Source organism: Variovorax paradoxus (genome assembly GCF_902712855.1).
Lineage (GTDB): Bacteria > Pseudomonadota > Gammaproteobacteria > Burkholderiales > Burkholderiaceae_C > Variovorax > Variovorax paradoxus_Q.
The window spans coordinates 260,324-276,546 of the sequence record NZ_LR743508.1 but is presented as its reverse complement, the minus strand read 5'-3'; the positions used below and the strand labels follow the sequence as shown (position 1 = coordinate 276,546).

The 16,223-nt window shown below is 66.0% G+C and carries 14 protein-coding genes; 5 read left to right on the top strand and 9 right to left on the bottom strand.

Annotated elements, in window-relative coordinates; translation table 11 throughout:
- Positions 1 to 631 precede the first annotated feature (631 nt).
- From AACL56_RS27740 to AACL56_RS27730, 3 genes are all read left to right on the top strand, one after another.
- Complete coding sequence (locus AACL56_RS27740; RefSeq protein ID WP_339093201.1) at positions 632 to 1,429, top strand: response regulator transcription factor; 798 nt, start codon at positions 632 to 634, stop codon at positions 1,427 to 1,429.
- 79 nt (positions 1,430 to 1,508) lie between these two features.
- Positions 1,509 to 2,168, top strand: a complete 660-nt coding sequence (locus AACL56_RS27735) for a response regulator transcription factor (RefSeq protein WP_339093200.1) — start codon at positions 1,509 to 1,511, stop codon at positions 2,166 to 2,168.
- Positions 2,169 to 2,416: 248 nt separating this feature from the next.
- Entirely contained in the window at positions 2,417 to 3,112 is a 696-nt protein-coding gene (locus AACL56_RS27730) for a GNAT family N-acetyltransferase (protein ID WP_339093199.1), read from the top strand.
- A 69-nt stretch (positions 3,113 to 3,181) separates the two neighbouring features.
- On the opposite strand, the gene AACL56_RS27725 is transcribed toward AACL56_RS27730, so the two are convergent.
- The 4 genes from AACL56_RS27725 to AACL56_RS27710 all read right to left on the bottom strand — a co-directional run bounded on the left by AACL56_RS27725 (position 3,182) and on the right by AACL56_RS27710 (position 5,123).
- Positions 3,182 to 3,493 (bottom strand): hypothetical protein, encoded by a 312-nt coding sequence (locus AACL56_RS27725; RefSeq protein WP_339093198.1) that lies wholly within the window; start codon positions 3,491 to 3,493, stop codon positions 3,182 to 3,184.
- Between the two features lie 426 nt (positions 3,494 to 3,919).
- Positions 3,920 to 4,177 (bottom strand): hypothetical protein, encoded by a 258-nt coding sequence (locus AACL56_RS27720; protein ID WP_339093197.1) that lies wholly within the window; start codon positions 4,175 to 4,177, stop codon positions 3,920 to 3,922.
- Positions 4,174 to 4,587, bottom strand: coding sequence for a VOC family protein (locus tag AACL56_RS27715; RefSeq protein ID WP_339093196.1), 414 nt, complete (start codon positions 4,585 to 4,587; stop codon positions 4,174 to 4,176). The genes AACL56_RS27720 and AACL56_RS27715 overlap by 4 nt, the downstream gene beginning before the upstream one ends.
- Positions 4,584 to 5,123: a helix-turn-helix transcriptional regulator gene (locus tag AACL56_RS27710; RefSeq protein ID WP_339093195.1), complete on the bottom strand. Its 540-nt coding sequence runs from the start codon at positions 5,121 to 5,123 to the stop codon at positions 4,584 to 4,586. Before AACL56_RS27710 ends, AACL56_RS27715 begins: the two co-directional genes overlap by 4 nt.
- Positions 5,124 to 5,331: 208 nt before the next feature.
- Between AACL56_RS27710 and hmpA the strand changes: the two genes are divergently transcribed.
- Positions 5,332 to 6,519 (top strand): NO-inducible flavohemoprotein, encoded by a 1,188-nt coding sequence (gene hmpA, locus AACL56_RS27705; protein ID WP_339093194.1) that lies wholly within the window; start codon positions 5,332 to 5,334, stop codon positions 6,517 to 6,519.
- Between the two features lie 22 nt (positions 6,520 to 6,541).
- Here hmpA and norR read toward each other — a convergent pair whose 3' ends face one another.
- Together norR and AACL56_RS27695 are read right to left on the bottom strand one after the other, a co-directional pair.
- Positions 6,542 to 8,110: a nitric oxide reductase transcriptional regulator NorR gene (gene norR, locus AACL56_RS27700; protein ID WP_339093193.1), complete on the bottom strand. Its 1,569-nt coding sequence runs from the start codon at positions 8,108 to 8,110 to the stop codon at positions 6,542 to 6,544.
- Positions 8,111 to 8,214: 104 nt separating this feature from the next.
- Complete coding sequence (locus AACL56_RS27695) at positions 8,215 to 9,915, bottom strand: S-layer protein (protein WP_339093192.1); 1,701 nt, start codon at positions 9,913 to 9,915, stop codon at positions 8,215 to 8,217.
- Positions 9,916 to 10,100: 185 nt separating this feature from the next.
- Between AACL56_RS27695 and AACL56_RS27690 the strand changes: the two genes are divergently transcribed.
- Positions 10,101 to 12,155 carry a putative bifunctional diguanylate cyclase/phosphodiesterase gene (locus AACL56_RS27690; protein WP_339093191.1) on the top strand — a complete coding sequence of 685 codons (2,055 nt, stop codon included), beginning with the start codon at positions 10,101 to 10,103 and terminating at the stop codon, positions 12,153 to 12,155.
- Positions 12,156 to 12,204: 49 nt separating this feature from the next.
- Here the strand turns inward: AACL56_RS27690 and AACL56_RS27685 are convergent, their stop codons facing one another.
- From AACL56_RS27685 to puuE, 3 genes are read right to left on the bottom strand one after another with little or no spacing between them, the layout of a single operon-like run.
- Positions 12,205 to 13,431 carry a M20 family metallopeptidase gene (locus tag AACL56_RS27685; RefSeq protein WP_339093190.1) on the bottom strand — a complete coding sequence of 409 codons (1,227 nt, stop codon included), beginning with the start codon at positions 13,429 to 13,431 and terminating at the stop codon, positions 12,205 to 12,207.
- 17 nt (positions 13,432 to 13,448) lie between these two features.
- A complete protein-coding gene (gene uraD / locus AACL56_RS27680) occupies positions 13,449 to 15,227 on the bottom strand; it encodes a 2-oxo-4-hydroxy-4-carboxy-5-ureidoimidazoline decarboxylase (protein ID WP_339093189.1) in 1,779 nt (592 codons plus the stop codon).
- Between the two features lie 15 nt (positions 15,228 to 15,242).
- Positions 15,243 to 16,196 (bottom strand): allantoinase PuuE, encoded by a 954-nt coding sequence (puuE, locus tag AACL56_RS27675; protein ID WP_339093188.1) that lies wholly within the window; start codon positions 16,194 to 16,196, stop codon positions 15,243 to 15,245.
- Positions 16,197 to 16,223 lie beyond the last annotated feature (27 nt).

Genomic DNA, 16,223 nt, shown 5'->3' with positions numbered 1-16,223 from the left:
CTTTGCCCCCTTCGCCTTGCCCGTTTCTGCAGCGCACTGCAGTCGATGGTTGCTCATGATGAGCAACATCCCCGTGATCGCTGAATCGCCTCGGCATCGCTGGCGGTTCATCACATGTTGCCGACGCTCGAACGTGTTCACGTGGGTTCGGCTGCTCTTCGCGCAGCCGACCCATCCGTCAGCGCTCCGCTGGGCTTTCAAGGTTCGGGCGCCACGAGCCCGATCTGCGGCTCCTCACAAACCATACCCCGCTATAGGCGTTGCGCTGGGTTCCGAATGCGGGCTTGAGCGTCGAGCGATGCTTTTTCGTCTGTGCAGCGCCTGACGTGCGGCCCATGTTGCAACACAGAGTGCATGTTCGTGCAGCTTGGATAAAGAAATAGGATCACTCCCAAATTTCTTACGAAATTGCGGAAGTGAGGAAAAAATTCACGTCTGCGGCGGATTCGTTCAATTTAGTCCTGGTCTTATTTTGTTTGAACGTATGCATCGGTAAATTTGTCTTAAAGGACCTGCCGATGACCACCATTAACTCAATTTCTCCACAAGATAAATCATTCGATTTGCCGAATTTATTCATACTGATCTACCGTGCTGAAAAATCTGTAGATCTTGAGCCGGAGGCTTCGAAATGACGCCGCGCTCGCAATTCGCGTCGATCTGCTTCATCGGGAAGCGGGACCGCGATCAACGATTGGCCGAGGAATTGACCAGCGCAGGTTACGAAGTATGTACCTTTGCCAATTCAGTGGATGTGGTGGTGCAACTTGCAGGCAACAAGAAATATTCGTTGATTCTGGTGTCGAGCGAGGACGAAGCCGACTTGAAGTTCCTGCCAAAAATATGCGCGGCAGTGAAGATTCCTGTAATTTTCCTGACTCATCGTGGGCAATGGGAAATCTTGACCGCCCCCGAACTTCCTTTCCCCTGGATGGAAGTCATTGCCTTTCAGAATTTGAATCCAGGGGAGTTGTCGTGGCGAGTTCAGACCCTGCTTTTGCGCAGCGCGTCGGCCGGGTTTTGCGCAGAGTCAAGCGACTTCACCTGGGGCGGCTATCGATTCATCAATGGCTCGCGCGCTGTCGTGTTTGACAAAGGGCGAGAGGTTCGCCTTCAGGAACGACAATTTCTTTTTGCTTTGATGCTTTTTAAAAACATGGGTGAATTGGTTTCGCGCGACGATTTCCTGAATTCATTGGGTGAGCCGCCTCAGGCAAAATCGCGCGCCATAGACGTCTGCGCGGCCAATGTCCGGCGGAAGCTCGAGTTGCGTGAGGAAAACGGATTGGTGCTGCGTTCAATTTATCGAAGGGGCTATCTCCTGATCCCGCTCAATTCCCTCGCCGGGTCCGATACGGCGGAAACAGTTCAATCACGCGGATCGTTTCAGCGAGCCGATTTTTCGGGGCAACCGGCTTTGGAGATATGAAGCGCAACAGATTCGGAGATCGACCTATACTGCCCGCTGAAACCATGTTTCGAACGTTGCGCGGGGTGGTCCAGTGCCTATGAAACGCTTACGCATTGCTTTATTGGACGATCATGCGATCGTGCGACACGGGCTCGTCAGTCGGCTTCAGGACGAGCCTGACTTCCTGGTCGTCGGGGTTTTCGGGACGAGCGGCGAGGCGGTGCGCGGACTGGCGGAAACCCCTGCCGAGCTCCTGCTTCTGGACTTCGCGCTGGGCGCCAACGAACTGGATGGTGTTTCGCTCATTCGCGCACTGCGGGCAAAGTTTCCTGAATGCCGCATCCTCGTGCTGTCGGCACACCACGATCCTGCAACCGTTGCGCTGGCGCTCCGCGTCGGCGCTCGCGGGTTCGTTGGCAAGGGCGAGGGCATGGCCGAGCTGATCAAGGCAATACGAACCGTAGCTACAGGTGCTGTCTACCTGAACTCGGACATGTCCTATCGCGTCCCGGAGGCCGCCATCGACGCGGTCAACGACGCGAACAACGCCAGTGCGCTCAAGAGCGCTTCACTGACGGCGCGAGAGCAGGAAGTCATCCGTTGCTATCTTGCCGGCATGACGGTCACCGAGATCGCGGAAAAATTCAATCGCAGCATCAAGACAATCAGCACGCAGAAAGCCGCGGCGTTCCGCAAACTGGGTGTCACCTCTAACAACGGACTGTTCAAGATCAAGCACACCTTGGACTTTCAGTGATCAGCCGCGCGACCGTGCGCGGGCCGCGTCGTCGCTGGCCTTGGTAGCTCCTGCTCGCGCCGAGGCTTGGCAGGCGCTTGTCGCACAGGCTCGGCAATCGAGAAGATGAGCTGTGAAGGTGGCAAGCAGGTCGCCGCAGTAGGTCGGCCCCGTGTCGCAAATCATCTTGAAGATGTCGTTTACGACCGTTGGCCTCACCCCCGGCTGTGCCTAGACTGACCGTTCATCATCGAGCAGGCAGGCAACCAATGAACCAGGTCACGCATCAGGATCGAAGCAGCCTCGACAACCCTGTGTGGGCGGCTCTGACGACCCGGCAGACCGCTCTGGGCTACGCCACGAGCACGGCGGCGCGCTACTTTCCGGACATCGCGCCTTTCGCCGGAGTGGCGCACACGGCCCCCGACGCACTTCTGGAACTCGCAACACTCGTTGTGCCGGGCGGGTATGCATTGATCCTGAACGTCGAGCCGTTGCCGCCGATGGAGGGGCTGCGTGCGGAGCACCTTTTTCTCATTCGCCAGATGGTGGACGAGCACTCGCCATCAAGCGGAACCGGGCATGACGTGATACGCCTGGGCGCAAGCGACGCGTCGGACATGCTCGAGTTGGCCCGTGCGACGCAGCCCGGTCCCTTCGGTGCTCGCACGCACGAGATGGGGAACTACATCGGCATCCGCGACAACGGCCGCCTCGTCGCGATGGCTGGCGAACGGATGCGGCTCGACGGCTTCACCGAGATCAGCGCTGTCTGTGTAGAGGAGGGGTACCGTGGCAGGGGATTCGCCGCGCACCTCATGAACGCCCTGCGCCGTGAGATGCGGGAGCGCGGCGAGACACCTTTTTTGCACGTCCGCGACGACAACGCATCGGCCATCGGTCTCTATCAACGTCTAGGCTTCGAAACGCGGAAGGTGTTTCATCTTTACCGTGTTGCGCGCTGACGAAGGCGCAGACATCGCGCGTCCCATCGGTCGGGCTCGCCGGCGCCGGACCTCGGCACGCTAGAGGAGCTAGGCGGCGGGCGCCTGCGATGACAGCCGCTGTACCGCGCGCGCTGCAACCATGATGGGGCGCACAGGTTCTTTCGCGGGTCGCTTCGTGCCGATGTGGACCACGGTGCTGGTAGGTGCAACGAACTTGCCCTGCAATTCGGCAAAGCGCGCAGCCGCTTCCACGCGCAGCATTGCGATCTTTTCGATCTGCGCAGCAGATGCCTGTTTCCGCCCGCCGCAGGTGAACTGGTGGAGGCTGTGTATGGCGGTGTAGGCGGCCGATTCGGCGGCCACCCATGCCGCGAAAGCGGGATCACGGTTCTCTTGCATCGTGCAGTTCCCAGACGGTGTCCGATAGTGGAGCGACAGTCTCCATTTGTTGCACGACAGGGCTTGTAGGTCGAAGACCCGTCCGGAGGTGCATCGGGCCCCACATCGCTTCGATGCCGGTTCGCACGTGCGCCGGGCTACACGACATGAACGACACGTCGATGACAACGCCCGGGCATCTGCCGTGGAGATGAGGGCACCCATGTGCCAAAAGCTGAATGGACCGATGCGCGCCACGTGGTCGGGCCAACCGCGGAGCGCATCGAGCGCGGCAAGGCGTGCAGCCTGCCGCCCTGTGGCGATGTCGACACTCGCCCAGACGTCCCACCGACTTCGCGGTTTGTCCTTGGAACAGCGGCGTGTCGGTCTGGGCCGTCATCACGCAGGCGCCGAGCGCGACAGGCGGCGCTACCAGGGCGAGCGCTCTCAGCCCTTCCGCACACGCGCAATGCCGCGATCGCCCCGCCAACGGCGGACGTACGGCTGCACGAACAGGCAGAGCCCCGTGAACAGGAGCAGCGCGAGAGGAAGAAGCGGCGCATACGTCACCCACTGCGGGGGCGCGTCGGTTCCTATCGCCATGGCGGCGAAGTTGGCGACGACGGCCAAGGTGAAGACGATCGAAACCCAGCGATGAAACGACCGGACCCAGGTGCCGCCACGCATGTCGGTCATGCCGCTCATGCCTGCCCGGGCGCCTGGATCATCTTCCAGCCGTTGCCCGCCGGATCGCGAAAGCTTGCGTCGACGCTGCCGAACCGGCTCACCGGCTCCTGCGTGAATTCGACGCCGCGCTCGCGCATCTTCAGGTAAGCGGCGTTGCAGTCGGCCACATTCAGCACGAGCGGCGGCATCGCGCCCTTGGCCACCATGCTGCGCAGCGTCTGCGCCGTTGCTTCGTCGTGCACGGGCGGCCCCGGCACGAACAGGCCGAGCTCGAAAGACGGCTGATCGGGATGCTGCACGGTCAGCCAGCGGTAGCTGCCATTGCGCACGTCCGCCTTCACGCGGAAGCCGAGCTTGTCGACATAGAAGGCCAGCGCCTCGTCCTGGTCGTCCACATAGATTCCCACCACACCGATACCCTGGCTCATTGCGTCTCCTTGATTGAAAGAAGCCGATTTGTACCGTTGGCCACGCGGCGGCGCTTCTCCGAAACTGCTTCGACGAGATCGGGGCGTTGCGCGGCCTTGAGAAAACACGGCGGCACCTGCTCGAGCTGCCGCGCCTCGGCCCGCAGGCGCGGGCGCAGCGCGCCGGGGCTTTCGCCAGTCACGTCGCGGAAAGTGCGCCCGAAGGTGCCGAGGCTCTCCCAGCCCGTCGCAAAGGCGATCTCGGTGATGGACAGGTCGGTGTCGCGCAGCAGCGTGGTGGCCTGCTCGATGCGGCGCGTCAGCAGATAGCGGTGCGGCGGAATGCCGAAGGCCTGTTTGAACGAGCGCGCGAAATGCGCCTCGGACACCCCGCTGACCTTCGCCAGCCGCACCACGGGCCATGCCTCGTGCGAAGCGGCGTCCATGCGGTCCTTGGCGCGCAGCAGGCGACGCAGCAATCGGGGGTCCTGTGCGATGGCGCTGTCCGCCGGTTCGACGGGCGCCCTGGAGGCGAGTGGGATGGTGCGAAGGGGCATGGGCGGGAGAGCTTATCCGGGCGTGGGGCTGCTGGACACACGGCGCGGCGCATGCATGTCGATTCGACAATAAAAGTCAAAAAGACTCGAATTTATGCAATGTCAATTTGACGTTCCATAATGCCAAGTCGTTGATTTGAAAAGGATTCCGACGCGGCACGCCTGTTGCAATGCAAATGGCACTTCCAACAACGACCACCGAGGTTCCATGATCACCGCCGCACAACGCGCCATCGTCCTGTCCACCGTGCCCCTGCTCGAACAGGGCGGTGAAGCCCTGACCACCTATTTCTACAAGATGCTACTGGCCGAGCATCCCGAGGTTCGCCCCTTCTTCAACGAAACACACCAGGCCAAGGGCGACCAGCCGCGCGCACTGGCCAACGGCGTGCTGATGTACGCGAAGAACATCGAGCGTCTCGAGGCAATGGGCCCGCTCGCCACCCAGATCGTCAACAAGCACGTGGCGCTGCAGGTGATGCCCGAGCACTATCCGATCGTCGGTGGCTGCCTGTTGCGTGCCATCCGCGACGTGCTGGGCGCAGAGATCGCGACCGACGAAGTGATCGATGCCTGGGCGGCAGCCTACGGCCAGCTGGCCGACATCCTGATCGGCGCCGAGAAGCAGTTGTACGACGCGCAGGCCGCGGCGCCTGGCGGCTGGCGCGGCGCGCGCGAGTTCACCGTGGTGCGCAAGGTACAGGAAAGCGCGGAGATCGCTTCGTTCCACTTCGCGCCCACTGACGGCGGCGCGCTGATGGACTTTGCCCCCGGCCAGTACATCGGCCTGCTGCTGAAGGTGGACGGCAAGGACATCCGCCGCAACTACTCGCTGTCGGCCGCGCCCAATGGCAAGACCTACCGCATCAGCGTGAAGCGCGAGCCCGGCGGCGTGGCGTCGAACTTCCTGCACGACCGCGTGCAGGTTGGCAACACGCTGCAACTGCTGCCGCCCTCGGGCGAGTTCGTGCTTGCCGAGAGCGACCGGCCCGTGGTGCTCATCAGCGGCGGCGTCGGCATCACGCCGACGCTGGCGATGCTCGAGCACGCGCTGGCCACCGACCGCGAGGTGGTGTTCATCCACTGCGCGCGCAATGGCGACGTGCACGCCTTCCGCGAGCAGATCGAGGCGGCCGCCGAGCGGCATCCGCAGCTGCAGCGTTTCTACTGCTACGACGAGGTGAGCGACGAGGCGGCGCCCGCGCCGCATGCGGTCGGCCGGCTCGATCTCGACCGACTGAACGAATGGCTGCCTGCGCACACGCGCGATGTCGATGCCTACTTCCTCGGGCCGAAGCCCTTCATGCAGCAGGTGCGGCGCGGACTGCGCAGCTGGGGCGTGCCGGACGCGCAGTCGCGCTTCGAGTTCTTCGGCCCGGCCTCGGCACTGGAGTGAAAGCGGTGGAAGCGCGAGCGCCTCAGGCTCGCGCGACGCCCAGCCGCTTCGCCATGCGCGCGAGGTTGGCCGGGTCGACCTGCAGCGCGCGCGCGGCGGCGGCCCATTGGTTGTCGTTCTGCGCAAGCGCGTGCAGCACCATGCGGCGCTCGAGGTCGGCCACGGCATCGCGCAGGCCCAGGCCCTTGGCCTGGACGGCGGCCGCGAGGTCCGGACGCGCCTCGCGGGCGGCATCGCTGGCCATGCCGGTGACACCGAGCCCGAGATCGTCGGCGCCCAGGGTCAGGATGCGCGGCCTCTGCGCATGCCGACCCAGTGCCTTCACCACGCTGCGGCCGAGCAGGTGCTCGAGTTCGCGCACGTTGCCCGGCCAGTCGTAGGCCAGCAATGCGGCCTGCGCGCCGGCGTCGAGACGCACCGCGCCCAGGCCCATGCGCGAGCGCGCTTCCTCCAGGAAGAAGCCGCCGATCGGCAGCACGTCGCGTCCGCGTTCCCGCAGCGGCGGCACCTGCAGCGGATAGACGCTGAGCCGGTGATAGAAGTCCGCGCGCAGCCGGCCTGCGCGAACTTCGTCGGCCAGGTTGCGGTTGCTCGCGGCGATCACGCGCACGTCGACGCGGTGCTCGCGGTCGGAACCCAGCCGCTGCAACTGGCCCCCCTGCAGCACCCGCAGCAGCTTGGCCTGCACCTGCAGCGGCAGCTCGGCCACTTCGTCGAGGAACAGCGTGCCGCCGTCGGCAAGCTCGAACTTGCCGCGCCGGTCGCCCACCGCGCCGGTGAAGGCGCCGCGCACGTGGCCGAAGAGTTCGCTCTCGACGAGGCTGTCGGGCAGCGCCGCGCAGTTGATGCTGACCAGCGGCTTCTTCGCGCGCGGCGACGCGGCGTGCAGCGCCTGGGCAACGAGTTCCTTGCCGGTGCCGGTCTCGCCCTGGATCAGCACGCAGAGGTCGGTCGGGCCGGCCAGCGCGATTTCACGGAGCAGGCGCTTGTGCGCTGCGCTGTGGCCGATCAGCTGGCGCGGGCGGTGGCCCGCGGCCTGGGCATAGCTGTCGGCACGCAGGCGCTCGTCTTCCGCGCGTTCGGCGAGTCCGTGCATGCGCGTGGCCAGCGCCACCGTGGCGGCCGCCAGGCTTGCGAAGGCCTGCAGCACGTCGAGTTCCACGCGCGAGAAGCGGCCGATCTCGAGCGCGTCGAGCGTGAGCACGCCCCAGGGCCGGCCGTCGACCTGCAGCGCGCAGCCCATGCAGTCGTGCACCGGCAGGTGACCCTGCACGCCTTCCACCAGGCCGTCGAACGGATCGGGCAGGCCGCAGTCGGCCGCGAAGCGCACAGGTCCCGGGGCTTCGAGCAGCTCGACGAAGCGTGGATGCTCGGCCACGCGGAAGCGCCTGCCGAGCGTGTCGCCGCTCAGGCCGTTGACGGCCAGCGGCACCAGCCAGTCGCCGTCGAGCCGAAGCATGGCGGTGGCGTCGCAGGGCAGCAGCACGCGCAGGGTTTCGAGCAGGCGCCGGTGGCGCTCGGCCTCGGGCAGGTCCTGCGCGAGGTCGGCCATCAGCGGAAGCAGGGCGGCGAGAAGGCTGGGCGGGTTCATCGGGCCGGTCATTCTGACTGCGGCGCAAAGGCCCCGCCGGCGTGCCGGCATCGGGCGGCGGTGATGCGAGGGGGCGGCTTGGTGCCACGCCCTCGCGGGGTGGCTTACCTGGCCGCCACCTTCACGAACACCGGGTTCGAATAGAACCACAGGTCGCTGTAGTTGCGCACGTTGATCGCGTTGAAGCGCGCCACGTGGTCGGTGCCGGTGGTCTGCGCGTCGAACAGCGGCTCGCCGCCCGCGGTCTCGTTGGGCACGTCGGTGCCCAGGTTGGTGCCGCGCAGGCGGAAATACTGGTTGTTGCCTGCCTTCACCGTGTAGCTGACCGCGAAGTAGCCGTCCGCATCGAGCTTCCAGTCGTTGCGGGTGAAGCGCTTGAGCACGCGCGTCGACGGATTGGTGTCGCGCGAGTAGCCCGGCGTGCCCGGCGTTTCTGGGCCGGTAACGTCGCCCGCGATCAGGTCGATGTGATCGACCACCGGCTTCACGTTGGCGAAGTTGCCGCTGCCGAGCTGGTACTCGAAATTGTTGCGCTCGGGGCTCTTGAACCGGATGGTGATCGTCAGGTCTTCACCGGATGTGGCGGCCACTTCCGACCCCATTTCGCCCGCACCCTTGGCGCTCTTCACCTTGAAGTCGAGTGCGTTGATCAGGTCGCCGTTGACCGCGAACAGCTTGCCCGAGCGCATGGCGGCGAGCAGCGACTTCGGATCCTTCACGTCGCCCCACAGGTGGTTCTTGGCGTACTCGCCCGGGGCGTAGCCGCTGCTGTACTGCCCTTGCGAGACGGTGAAGTGGAAGTCGGAGTCGGCCACGTTCCAGATGCGGCGGCCTTCCGACAGCAGCGCGTCCCAGGTGCCGCCGAGCCTGGCGACGAGGTAGTCGACGCCGCCGTAGGTGCGCGAGGGCAGGTTGGCGGCAATGTAGCTGCTGGTGTAGCCGCCCCGGTCGGGTTCCATCTGGTTGCCGACCATGCCCTCGAGCGAGAACACGATGTTCGGCGCGAGGTCGTTCATCTCGCGCAGCTGCGCGGCGGTGTACTTGCCGGGGTTGCGCGAGGGGTGGTTGATCTGCAGGTAGCTGCTGTCGGGATAGTTCTTCTTGAGCCACGCGATGGCCGCCAGCGTCTCGGCATGGGTGGTGTAGGTGGTGCCGGCCTTCGGGCCCCAGGCGGTCACGTCGGCGGCCGGAAACAGGGCGGCCGAACGGTCGGTGAAGAGGTATTCGAACTGGCTCACCGCCTTGAGTACGGCGTCGGACATCGGCTGGTCGGTCAGGATGCCGACGTTGCCGTGGTCGTGCGAGGGCATGTCCCACTCGAACGAGGCGAAGATGGTCTTGTCGGCGTACTTGCCGCCGGCCTGCAGCGCCTTGATGCGCGGCACCTGGTACTTGGCCATGCCTTCCGAGAACGGGATGGCCGCGGCCAGCTTGTTGCCGTCGTTGTCGTAGTTCGACAGGCGAAGGTGGTCGGAGATGGCGGCCCAGTCGAGGCCGAAGGTGTCGAAGGCCTTGGCCAGCACCTTGTCGAGGGTGTTCACTTGCTGGGTGTCGTCCGACTGCATCGTGTGGACGTGCAGGTCGCCGACGGTCCAGCGGCCGGCCGGGGCCACCGGATCGGCCGCGGGCGCCGGGGCGGGTGCCGCGGCCACCGGGGGCGCGGGAGCCGGAGCGGGAGCCACGGGAAGGAAGGCAGCGCCGCTGGAGCCGCCGCCACCGCCGCAGCCGGCGAGCATCAGCGTGCAGACGGCGAGGGAGGAAAAGAGCGAGCGGCGGAAGGGAATGGAGATCTGCAGATGGGACATGACGGACAGGGGAAAGATGACGCGCCTGGGGTGCGCGTCGCAGCAAAGCGGCCGAGTCTGGATTCCGCGGATGACGCCAGCATGAAAGAGAAACGAAAGTTCGTTGTTGCGGGCCGCGAAATTTGCGTCGGGAACACCCGAACCGGGCTGGGAGCGTCGCGCCCTCTATAAACTGTGACCCTTCCATGAACGCCCGCGCATCCACCCCTTCGCTCACCGCTTCCGTCGATGGCGAAGTGCTGTCCCGCATGGTGCGCACCGACCAGCTGGTGGTGGTCCGCCGCAGCGTGCTCACCGCCATTCCGATCAACGTGGCGCTTAGCTTCACCGCGACGCTGGTGGCCCTGAACTCCGGCAAGGCCTTCGAGGGCCTGATCTGGCTCCTGCTGTCGCTGGCCGTGAACGGCCTGCGCAGCTACATCTGCCGCTGGCCCATCGCGCTGGCGCCCGGCGTGGTGACCGAAGAGGGCGTGGCGGTCTCGCCCACGGGCCGGCCGGTCGAATGGCACCTGCGGATGGCTGCCGCGATGGCCGCGGCCTCGGGGCTCGTCTGGGCACTGATCCCGCTGCTGTGCAACGGCTATTCCTCTCCGCAGGCGGTGTTCTACCTGACGGTGGTGTGCGGGATCTGTGCCGGCTCGGTCACCTACGGCATTGCCTACGCCTTCGTGCCCATCAGCTTCATCACGCCGGCGCTGCTGTCGGTGGTCGGTTGCCTGCTCTATGCAGGCGGCTTCGACAACGTCGCCCTGGCCGCGATGGTGCTGCTGTATCTCGGGGCGCTGGCGCGCGGTGCACTGCAGAGCGACAAGGCCTTCCGCGAAGGCAGCCGGCTCAAGAACGAGGCCACGGCACTGGCCTCGCAACTGCGCCAGGTGCATGCACTGTCGCTCGACGCGACGCAGCAACTGGCCTTCCGCGCCTCGCACGACTCGCTCACCGGCCTGCTCAACCGCGAGGGCTTCACCGAGGCCGCCACGCTTCACATCGCCGCGCGAGACGGCCGCCAGCACGGCCTGCTGCTGCTCGACCTGGACGGCTTCAAGGCGGTGAACGACGCCTTCGGCCACAAGATCGGCGACCGCGTGCTGCAGGACGTGGCCGGCTGGCTGCAGCGCGAACTCACCGGCATGCACGCCACGCTCGGACGCTGGGGCGGCGATGAATTCGCGGTGCTCTACACGCTGCGGGCCGACCGGCAGGCGCCCACGGCCATCGCGCAGGCGCTGATCCGCTCCATTTCTTTCGCCACGGCGCACTACGGCGGCCACCTCGGCGTGAGCATCGGCATCTCGGTGGCGGGCGATGCCGACATTGCCGACATGATCAGCTTCGCCGACGAGGCGCTCTACGAAGCCAAGCGCACCGGGCGCAACCGCTTCCAGATGTTCGACAAGGCGCTCAACCATCGCCTGGCCACGCGCCGCGACGTCGAGCGCGACCTGCTGCATGCGATCGAGGCGCGCGCCATCGGCGTGTGGTACCAGCCGATCATGGGTTGCGACGGCAACGAGGTGCACAGCCTCGAGGCGCTCATGCGCTGGCACCACCCGCGCCACGGGCAGATCTCGCCAGAGGAAGTGATCTTCGCAGCCGCGAACACCGGCCTGGCCGAGCCGCTGCTGCGCCATCTGGTCGACGAGGTCTGCCGCGGCATGCGCCAGATGGAGGCGACGGGCTCGAGCCTCGCGGCAGTGCCGGTGGCGATCAACGTGTCGCCGCGCGAGATGGCGCAGCTGGCGGTCGACGACATCGTGCTGGGCATGCTCAAGTCGCGCGGCATCGCGCCGAGGCGGTTGCAGATCGAAATCACCGAAGAGGTGGCGCTCGACACCCATGCCACGCGCAGCCGCCTGAGCGCGCTGTCGGCTGCGGGCGTGGCCATCGTGGTGGACGACTTCGGGGTGGGCTATTCGTCGCTGGCGTCGCTGCGCAGCGAGTATGTGCGGCAGGTGAAGATCGACCGCAGCTTCATCCTGGGGCTGTCGTCGTCACCGGGCAACGTGGTGCTGGTCGATTCCATCGTGCAGCTCGGCCGCTCGCTCAACCTGCAGGTCGTGGCGGAAGGCGTCGAGACGCAGGAAGAACTCGATGCGCTGCGGGCGCTGGGTTGCAAGCTGGTGCAGGGCTACCACCTCGCGCGGCCGGCGCCGCTGGTCGACGTGACGGCATGGGCCTCGTTGCGCGCGGTGGCTGCGGCTGCGCATGCGACCGCTCCGGCCGCCGCCGGTGCGGCCTGAGCCGCACCGCCAACCGTCCGTCCAGAAATCGGTCGATCGAAGAAGAAGCTCAGGCCAGCAGGTCGCTGAGCGTGCGCGCAATCACCTTGGTCGCGCGGCGCAGGTCTTCGAGCACCACGCGCTCGTCGCTGCGCTTGGCGTGCGATTCGAGCACGGTGCGCGGGCCGGCGCCGTAGATCACGCCCGGGATGCCGGCCTCGCCGTACAGGCGCACGTCGGTGTACAGCGGCGTGCCCATGGCCTTGATGGGCTCGCCGAACAGTTCGCCGCCGTGCTTCTGGATGGCGTCCACCAGGGGCCTGTTGCCCGCCAGCGGCTTCATCGAATTGGCCAGCAGCATGCGCTTGATGTCCACCGTGATGCCTTCGCTCTCGGCGGCGGCATCGGCGATCACCTTGCGGATGGTGGCTTCCACTTCCACCGGGTTTTCCTCGGGGATCATGCGGCGGTCGAGCTTGAACACCACCTTGCCCGGAACCACGTTGGTGTTGGTGCCGCCCTCGATGCGGCCCACGTTCAGGTACGGGTGCGTGATGCCCTCGACCTTCGACGTGACCTGCTTGTAGAGCGTGTTCTGCGCGTACAGCGCGTTCAGGATCTTCACCGCGCCCTGCAGCGCGTCGATGCCGGTGGCCGGAATGGCCGCGTGGGCCATCTTGCCGTGCACCGTCACTTCCATCTGCAGGCAGCCGTTGTGGGCCGTGACCACTTCGTAACTGAAGCCGGCCGCGATCATCAGGTCTGGCTTGGTCAGCCCCTTCTCGAGCAGCCAGCCCGGGCCCAGGATGCCGCCGAATTCCTCGTCGTAGGTGAAGTGCAGCTCGATGCTGCCCTTGGCGGGCTTGGCCACCGCTTCGAGAGCGCGCAGCGCGAAGGTGAAGCTGGCGAAGTCGCTCTTGCTCACGGCTGCGGCACGGCCGTAGAGGCTGCCGTCGGCAATCTCTCCACCGTAGGGGTCGTGCGTCCAGCCTTCGCCCGGAGGCACCACGTCGCCATGTGCGTTCAGCGCCACCGTGCGGCCGCCGTTGCCGTACTTGCGGCGCACGATCAGGTTGGTGATCGACTCGAGGCCGTAGTCCTTCACGTCCTGCGCGGGCACGGCGTGCTTCTCGGCCTCGAGTCCGAAGTCGTTCAGCAACTCGGCGGTGCGCTCGGCGTGCGGCGCGTTGTTGCCCGGCGGGGTGTCGGTGGGCACCTGCACCAGTTGCTGCAGGAATTTCACTTCCTCGTCGAAGTGGGCGTCGATCCAGGCGTCGAGCTTTGCGTAGTCGGTCATGATTTTTCTTCTGTGAATCAGTGGGCTTGTTCGGTGGCGAGGTTGTCCAGCAGCAACTGGAAGGCCTGTACCGCGAGCTGGATATCGTCGTTCGTGCTCGATTCGAGCGGGTTGTGGCTGATGCCCGAGTTGATGCCGCGCACGAACAGCATGGCTTGCGGCATGACTTCGTGCAGCTTCATGGCGTCGTGGCCGGCGCCGCTGGGCATGCGGAAGAGCGGAATGCCCAGCGCATCGACTGCCTTCTCCCAGCGCTGCTGCCAGGCAGGTGCGCTGGGGGCGGCGGCTGCGCGCATGGTTTCCTCGAGCTCGTAGCGCACGCCGCGGCGCTCGCAGATGTCCTTCAGCGCGGCGACAACGTCGGTGGCCAGCGCATCGCGCTGCGCGTTGTTGGGCGCGCGCAGGTCGAGGCTGAACTTGCAGCGTCCCGGCACCACGTTGATGGAGCCGCTCGGCACCTCGAGCATGCCCACGGTGCCTACCGAGTCGCCGTCCTTCGCGGCGCGCTGCTCGGTGTAGAGGATGAGTTCGGCCACGGCGGCGGCCGCGTCGCGCCGGCGGTCCATGGGCGTGGTGCCCGCATGGCTGGCCATGCCGATGACCTCTCCCACATAGCGCACGCTGCCGTTGATGGAGGTGACGATGCCCAGCGGCAGGTCGAGCTCCGTCAGCACCGGGCCCTGCTCGATGTGCACCTCGACGAAGCCCAGGTAGCGGACCGGGTCGCGCTGGATCTTGGGAATGTCTTCCTGCCTGAGGCCGGCGTGCTGCATGGCCTCGCGCATGGTGACGCCGTCGGCGTCCTTCTGATCGAGCCAGCGCGCATCGAAGTGACCGATCAGCGCGCCCGAGCCCAGGAAGGTGGCCTTGTAGCGCTGGCCTTCTTCCTCTGCGAAGCCCACCACCTCGAAGGCGAAGGGCAGGCGGCGGTTCTGCCTCTTGAGCTCGCGCACGCAGGCCATCGGCACGAAGATGCCCAGGCGGCCGTCGTACTTGCCGCCGTTGCGTACGGTGTCGTAGTGCGAGCCGGTCAGCAGCGTCTTCGCATCGGGTGTCGAGCCTTCATAGCGGCCCACCACGTTGCCCACGGCGTCGATGTGCACGGAGTCGAAGCCCACGTCGCGCATCAGCGCGCTGATCTGCGCGGCGCAGGCGCGGTGCGCGTCGGTCAGGTAGGTGACGGTGAGCTGGCCCTTCTCCGCATAGCCCGGGTCGGTGTGCACCGACAGCTGTTCCTGCCAGTCCCACACATCGTTGCCGAGCGTGACGTCGGCGGCGAACTTGTCGTCCAGGCGGATCTCGGCAATGCGGTGGATGTTGCGCAACGCCTCGCCGAGCTCGAAGCCGGGATGGTTGTGCAGCCGGCGCGCGAAGGTGTCGATGATCTCGCGCTTGGCCAGGCCCGTGCCGCGCGGCCCGCGCACCGCCAGGATGAACGGAAAGCCGAACTTCGCGTTGTAGTCGGCGTTGAGCTGCTGGATCCTCGCGAACTCCTCGGGCGTGCAGTCGGTCAGGCCGGCCTTGCTCTGCTCGTTGGTCGATTCGGCGGTCAGCGTCTTGCTGACCATGGCCTTGCCTGCGAGCTCGGGGTGGGCGCGGATCAGTCCGATCTGCTCACCGGCGGTGGACGCGGCCAGCGCCTGCACCAGCGCGTGCTTCAGGTGAGGCAGCGACCGGAACGGCCGCGCGGGCAGCGCGCGTTCGGCGATCCATGGCGAGTGCTCGTAGATGCCGTCGAGCAGGGCGACGGCTTCGGCGGCCGTGGCCGCATTGAGTTGGGCGATGGTGAGGCTCATGCTGCGGCTCCGGCGTCAGATGGGTGCATAGGGATGCGCTTGCTTCCAGTGGCGCGCGATGTCGACACGTCGGCAGACCCACACCTTGTCATGCGCTGCGATGTGGTCGAGGAAGCGCTGCAGCGCGGTGATGCGTCCCGGGCGTCCGAGCAGGCGGCAGTGCATGCCGATGCTCATCATCTTCGGGCTGTTGTCGCCCGACGGGTCGCCTTCGGCGTAGAGCGCGTCGAAGGCGTCCTTCATGTACTGGAAGAACGGGTCGGCGTGCGAGTAGCCCTGCGGCAGCGCGAAGCGCATGTCGTTGACGTCGAGCGTGTAGGGCACGATGAGCTGCGGCACCACGCTGCCGTCGGTCTTCTGCACCTTCATCCAGAAAGGCAGGTCGTCGCCGTAGTAGTCGCTGTCGTACTCGAAGCCGCCGTAGTCGGCCACGAGGCGGCGCGTGCGCGGGCTGTCGCGGCCGGTGTACCAGCCCAGCGCGCGCTCGCCGGTGAGCTTCTCGATGGCTTCCATGCCCAGGCGCATGTGCTCGCGCTCGGTGGCTTCGTCGATGCCCTGGTAGTGGATCCAGCGCCAGCCGTGGCATGCGATCTCGTGGCCCAGTTCTTTGAAGGCCGCGGTGAGCTCCGGGTAGCGCTCGAGCGCCATGCCCACGCCGAACACGGTGAGCGGCAGGCCGCGTTTCTCGAACTCGCGCAGGATGCGCCACACGCCGGCGCGCGAGCCGTACTCGTAGATGCCTTCCATGCTGATGTGCCGGTCGGGAAAGCTCGCCGGATTGAACATCTCCGAGAGGAACTGCTCGGAGCCCGCGTCGCCGTGCAGCGTGGCGTTCTCTCCGCCTTCCTCGTAGTTGAGTACGAACTGCACCGCCACGCGCGCGCCGCCGGGCCATTGCGCATGCGGCGGGTTGCGGCCGTAGCCGACGAGGTCGCGGGGGTAGATCCGGGTGGAGTCGTAGACGGTCATATCAAGAACGATCCTGTCAGTGGTCGC

Coding starts and splice junctions, on each gene's coding strand:
- AACL56_RS27695 (WP_339093192.1), bottom strand. CDS start 9,915: ATGTCCCATCTGCAGATCTCCATTCCCTTCCGCCGCTCGCTCTTTTCC.
- AACL56_RS27725 (WP_339093198.1), bottom strand. CDS start 3,493: ATGCAAGAGAACCGTGATCCCGCTTTCGCGGCATGGGTGGCCGCCGAA.
- hmpA (WP_339093194.1), top strand. CDS start 5,332: ATGATCACCGCCGCACAACGCGCCATCGTCCTGTCCACCGTGCCCCTG.
- puuE (WP_339093188.1), bottom strand. CDS start 16,196: ATGACCGTCTACGACTCCACCCGGATCTACCCCCGCGACCTCGTCGGC.
- AACL56_RS27685 (WP_339093190.1), bottom strand. CDS start 13,431: ATGACCGACTACGCAAAGCTCGACGCCTGGATCGACGCCCACTTCGAC.
- AACL56_RS27715 (WP_339093196.1), bottom strand. CDS start 4,587: ATGAGCCAGGGTATCGGTGTGGTGGGAATCTATGTGGACGACCAGGAC.
- AACL56_RS27690 (WP_339093191.1), top strand. CDS start 10,101: ATGAACGCCCGCGCATCCACCCCTTCGCTCACCGCTTCCGTCGATGGC.
- AACL56_RS27720 (WP_339093197.1), bottom strand. CDS start 4,177: ATGAGCGGCATGACCGACATGCGTGGCGGCACCTGGGTCCGGTCGTTT.
- uraD (WP_339093189.1), bottom strand. CDS start 15,227: ATGAGCCTCACCATCGCCCAACTCAATGCGGCCACGGCCGCCGAAGCC.
- AACL56_RS27735 (WP_339093200.1), top strand. CDS start 1,509: ATGAAACGCTTACGCATTGCTTTATTGGACGATCATGCGATCGTGCGA.
- AACL56_RS27730 (WP_339093199.1), top strand. CDS start 2,417: ATGAACCAGGTCACGCATCAGGATCGAAGCAGCCTCGACAACCCTGTG.
- norR (WP_339093193.1), bottom strand. CDS start 8,110: ATGAACCCGCCCAGCCTTCTCGCCGCCCTGCTTCCGCTGATGGCCGAC.
- AACL56_RS27740 (WP_339093201.1), top strand. CDS start 632: ATGACGCCGCGCTCGCAATTCGCGTCGATCTGCTTCATCGGGAAGCGG.
- AACL56_RS27710 (WP_339093195.1), bottom strand. CDS start 5,123: ATGCCCCTTCGCACCATCCCACTCGCCTCCAGGGCGCCCGTCGAACCG.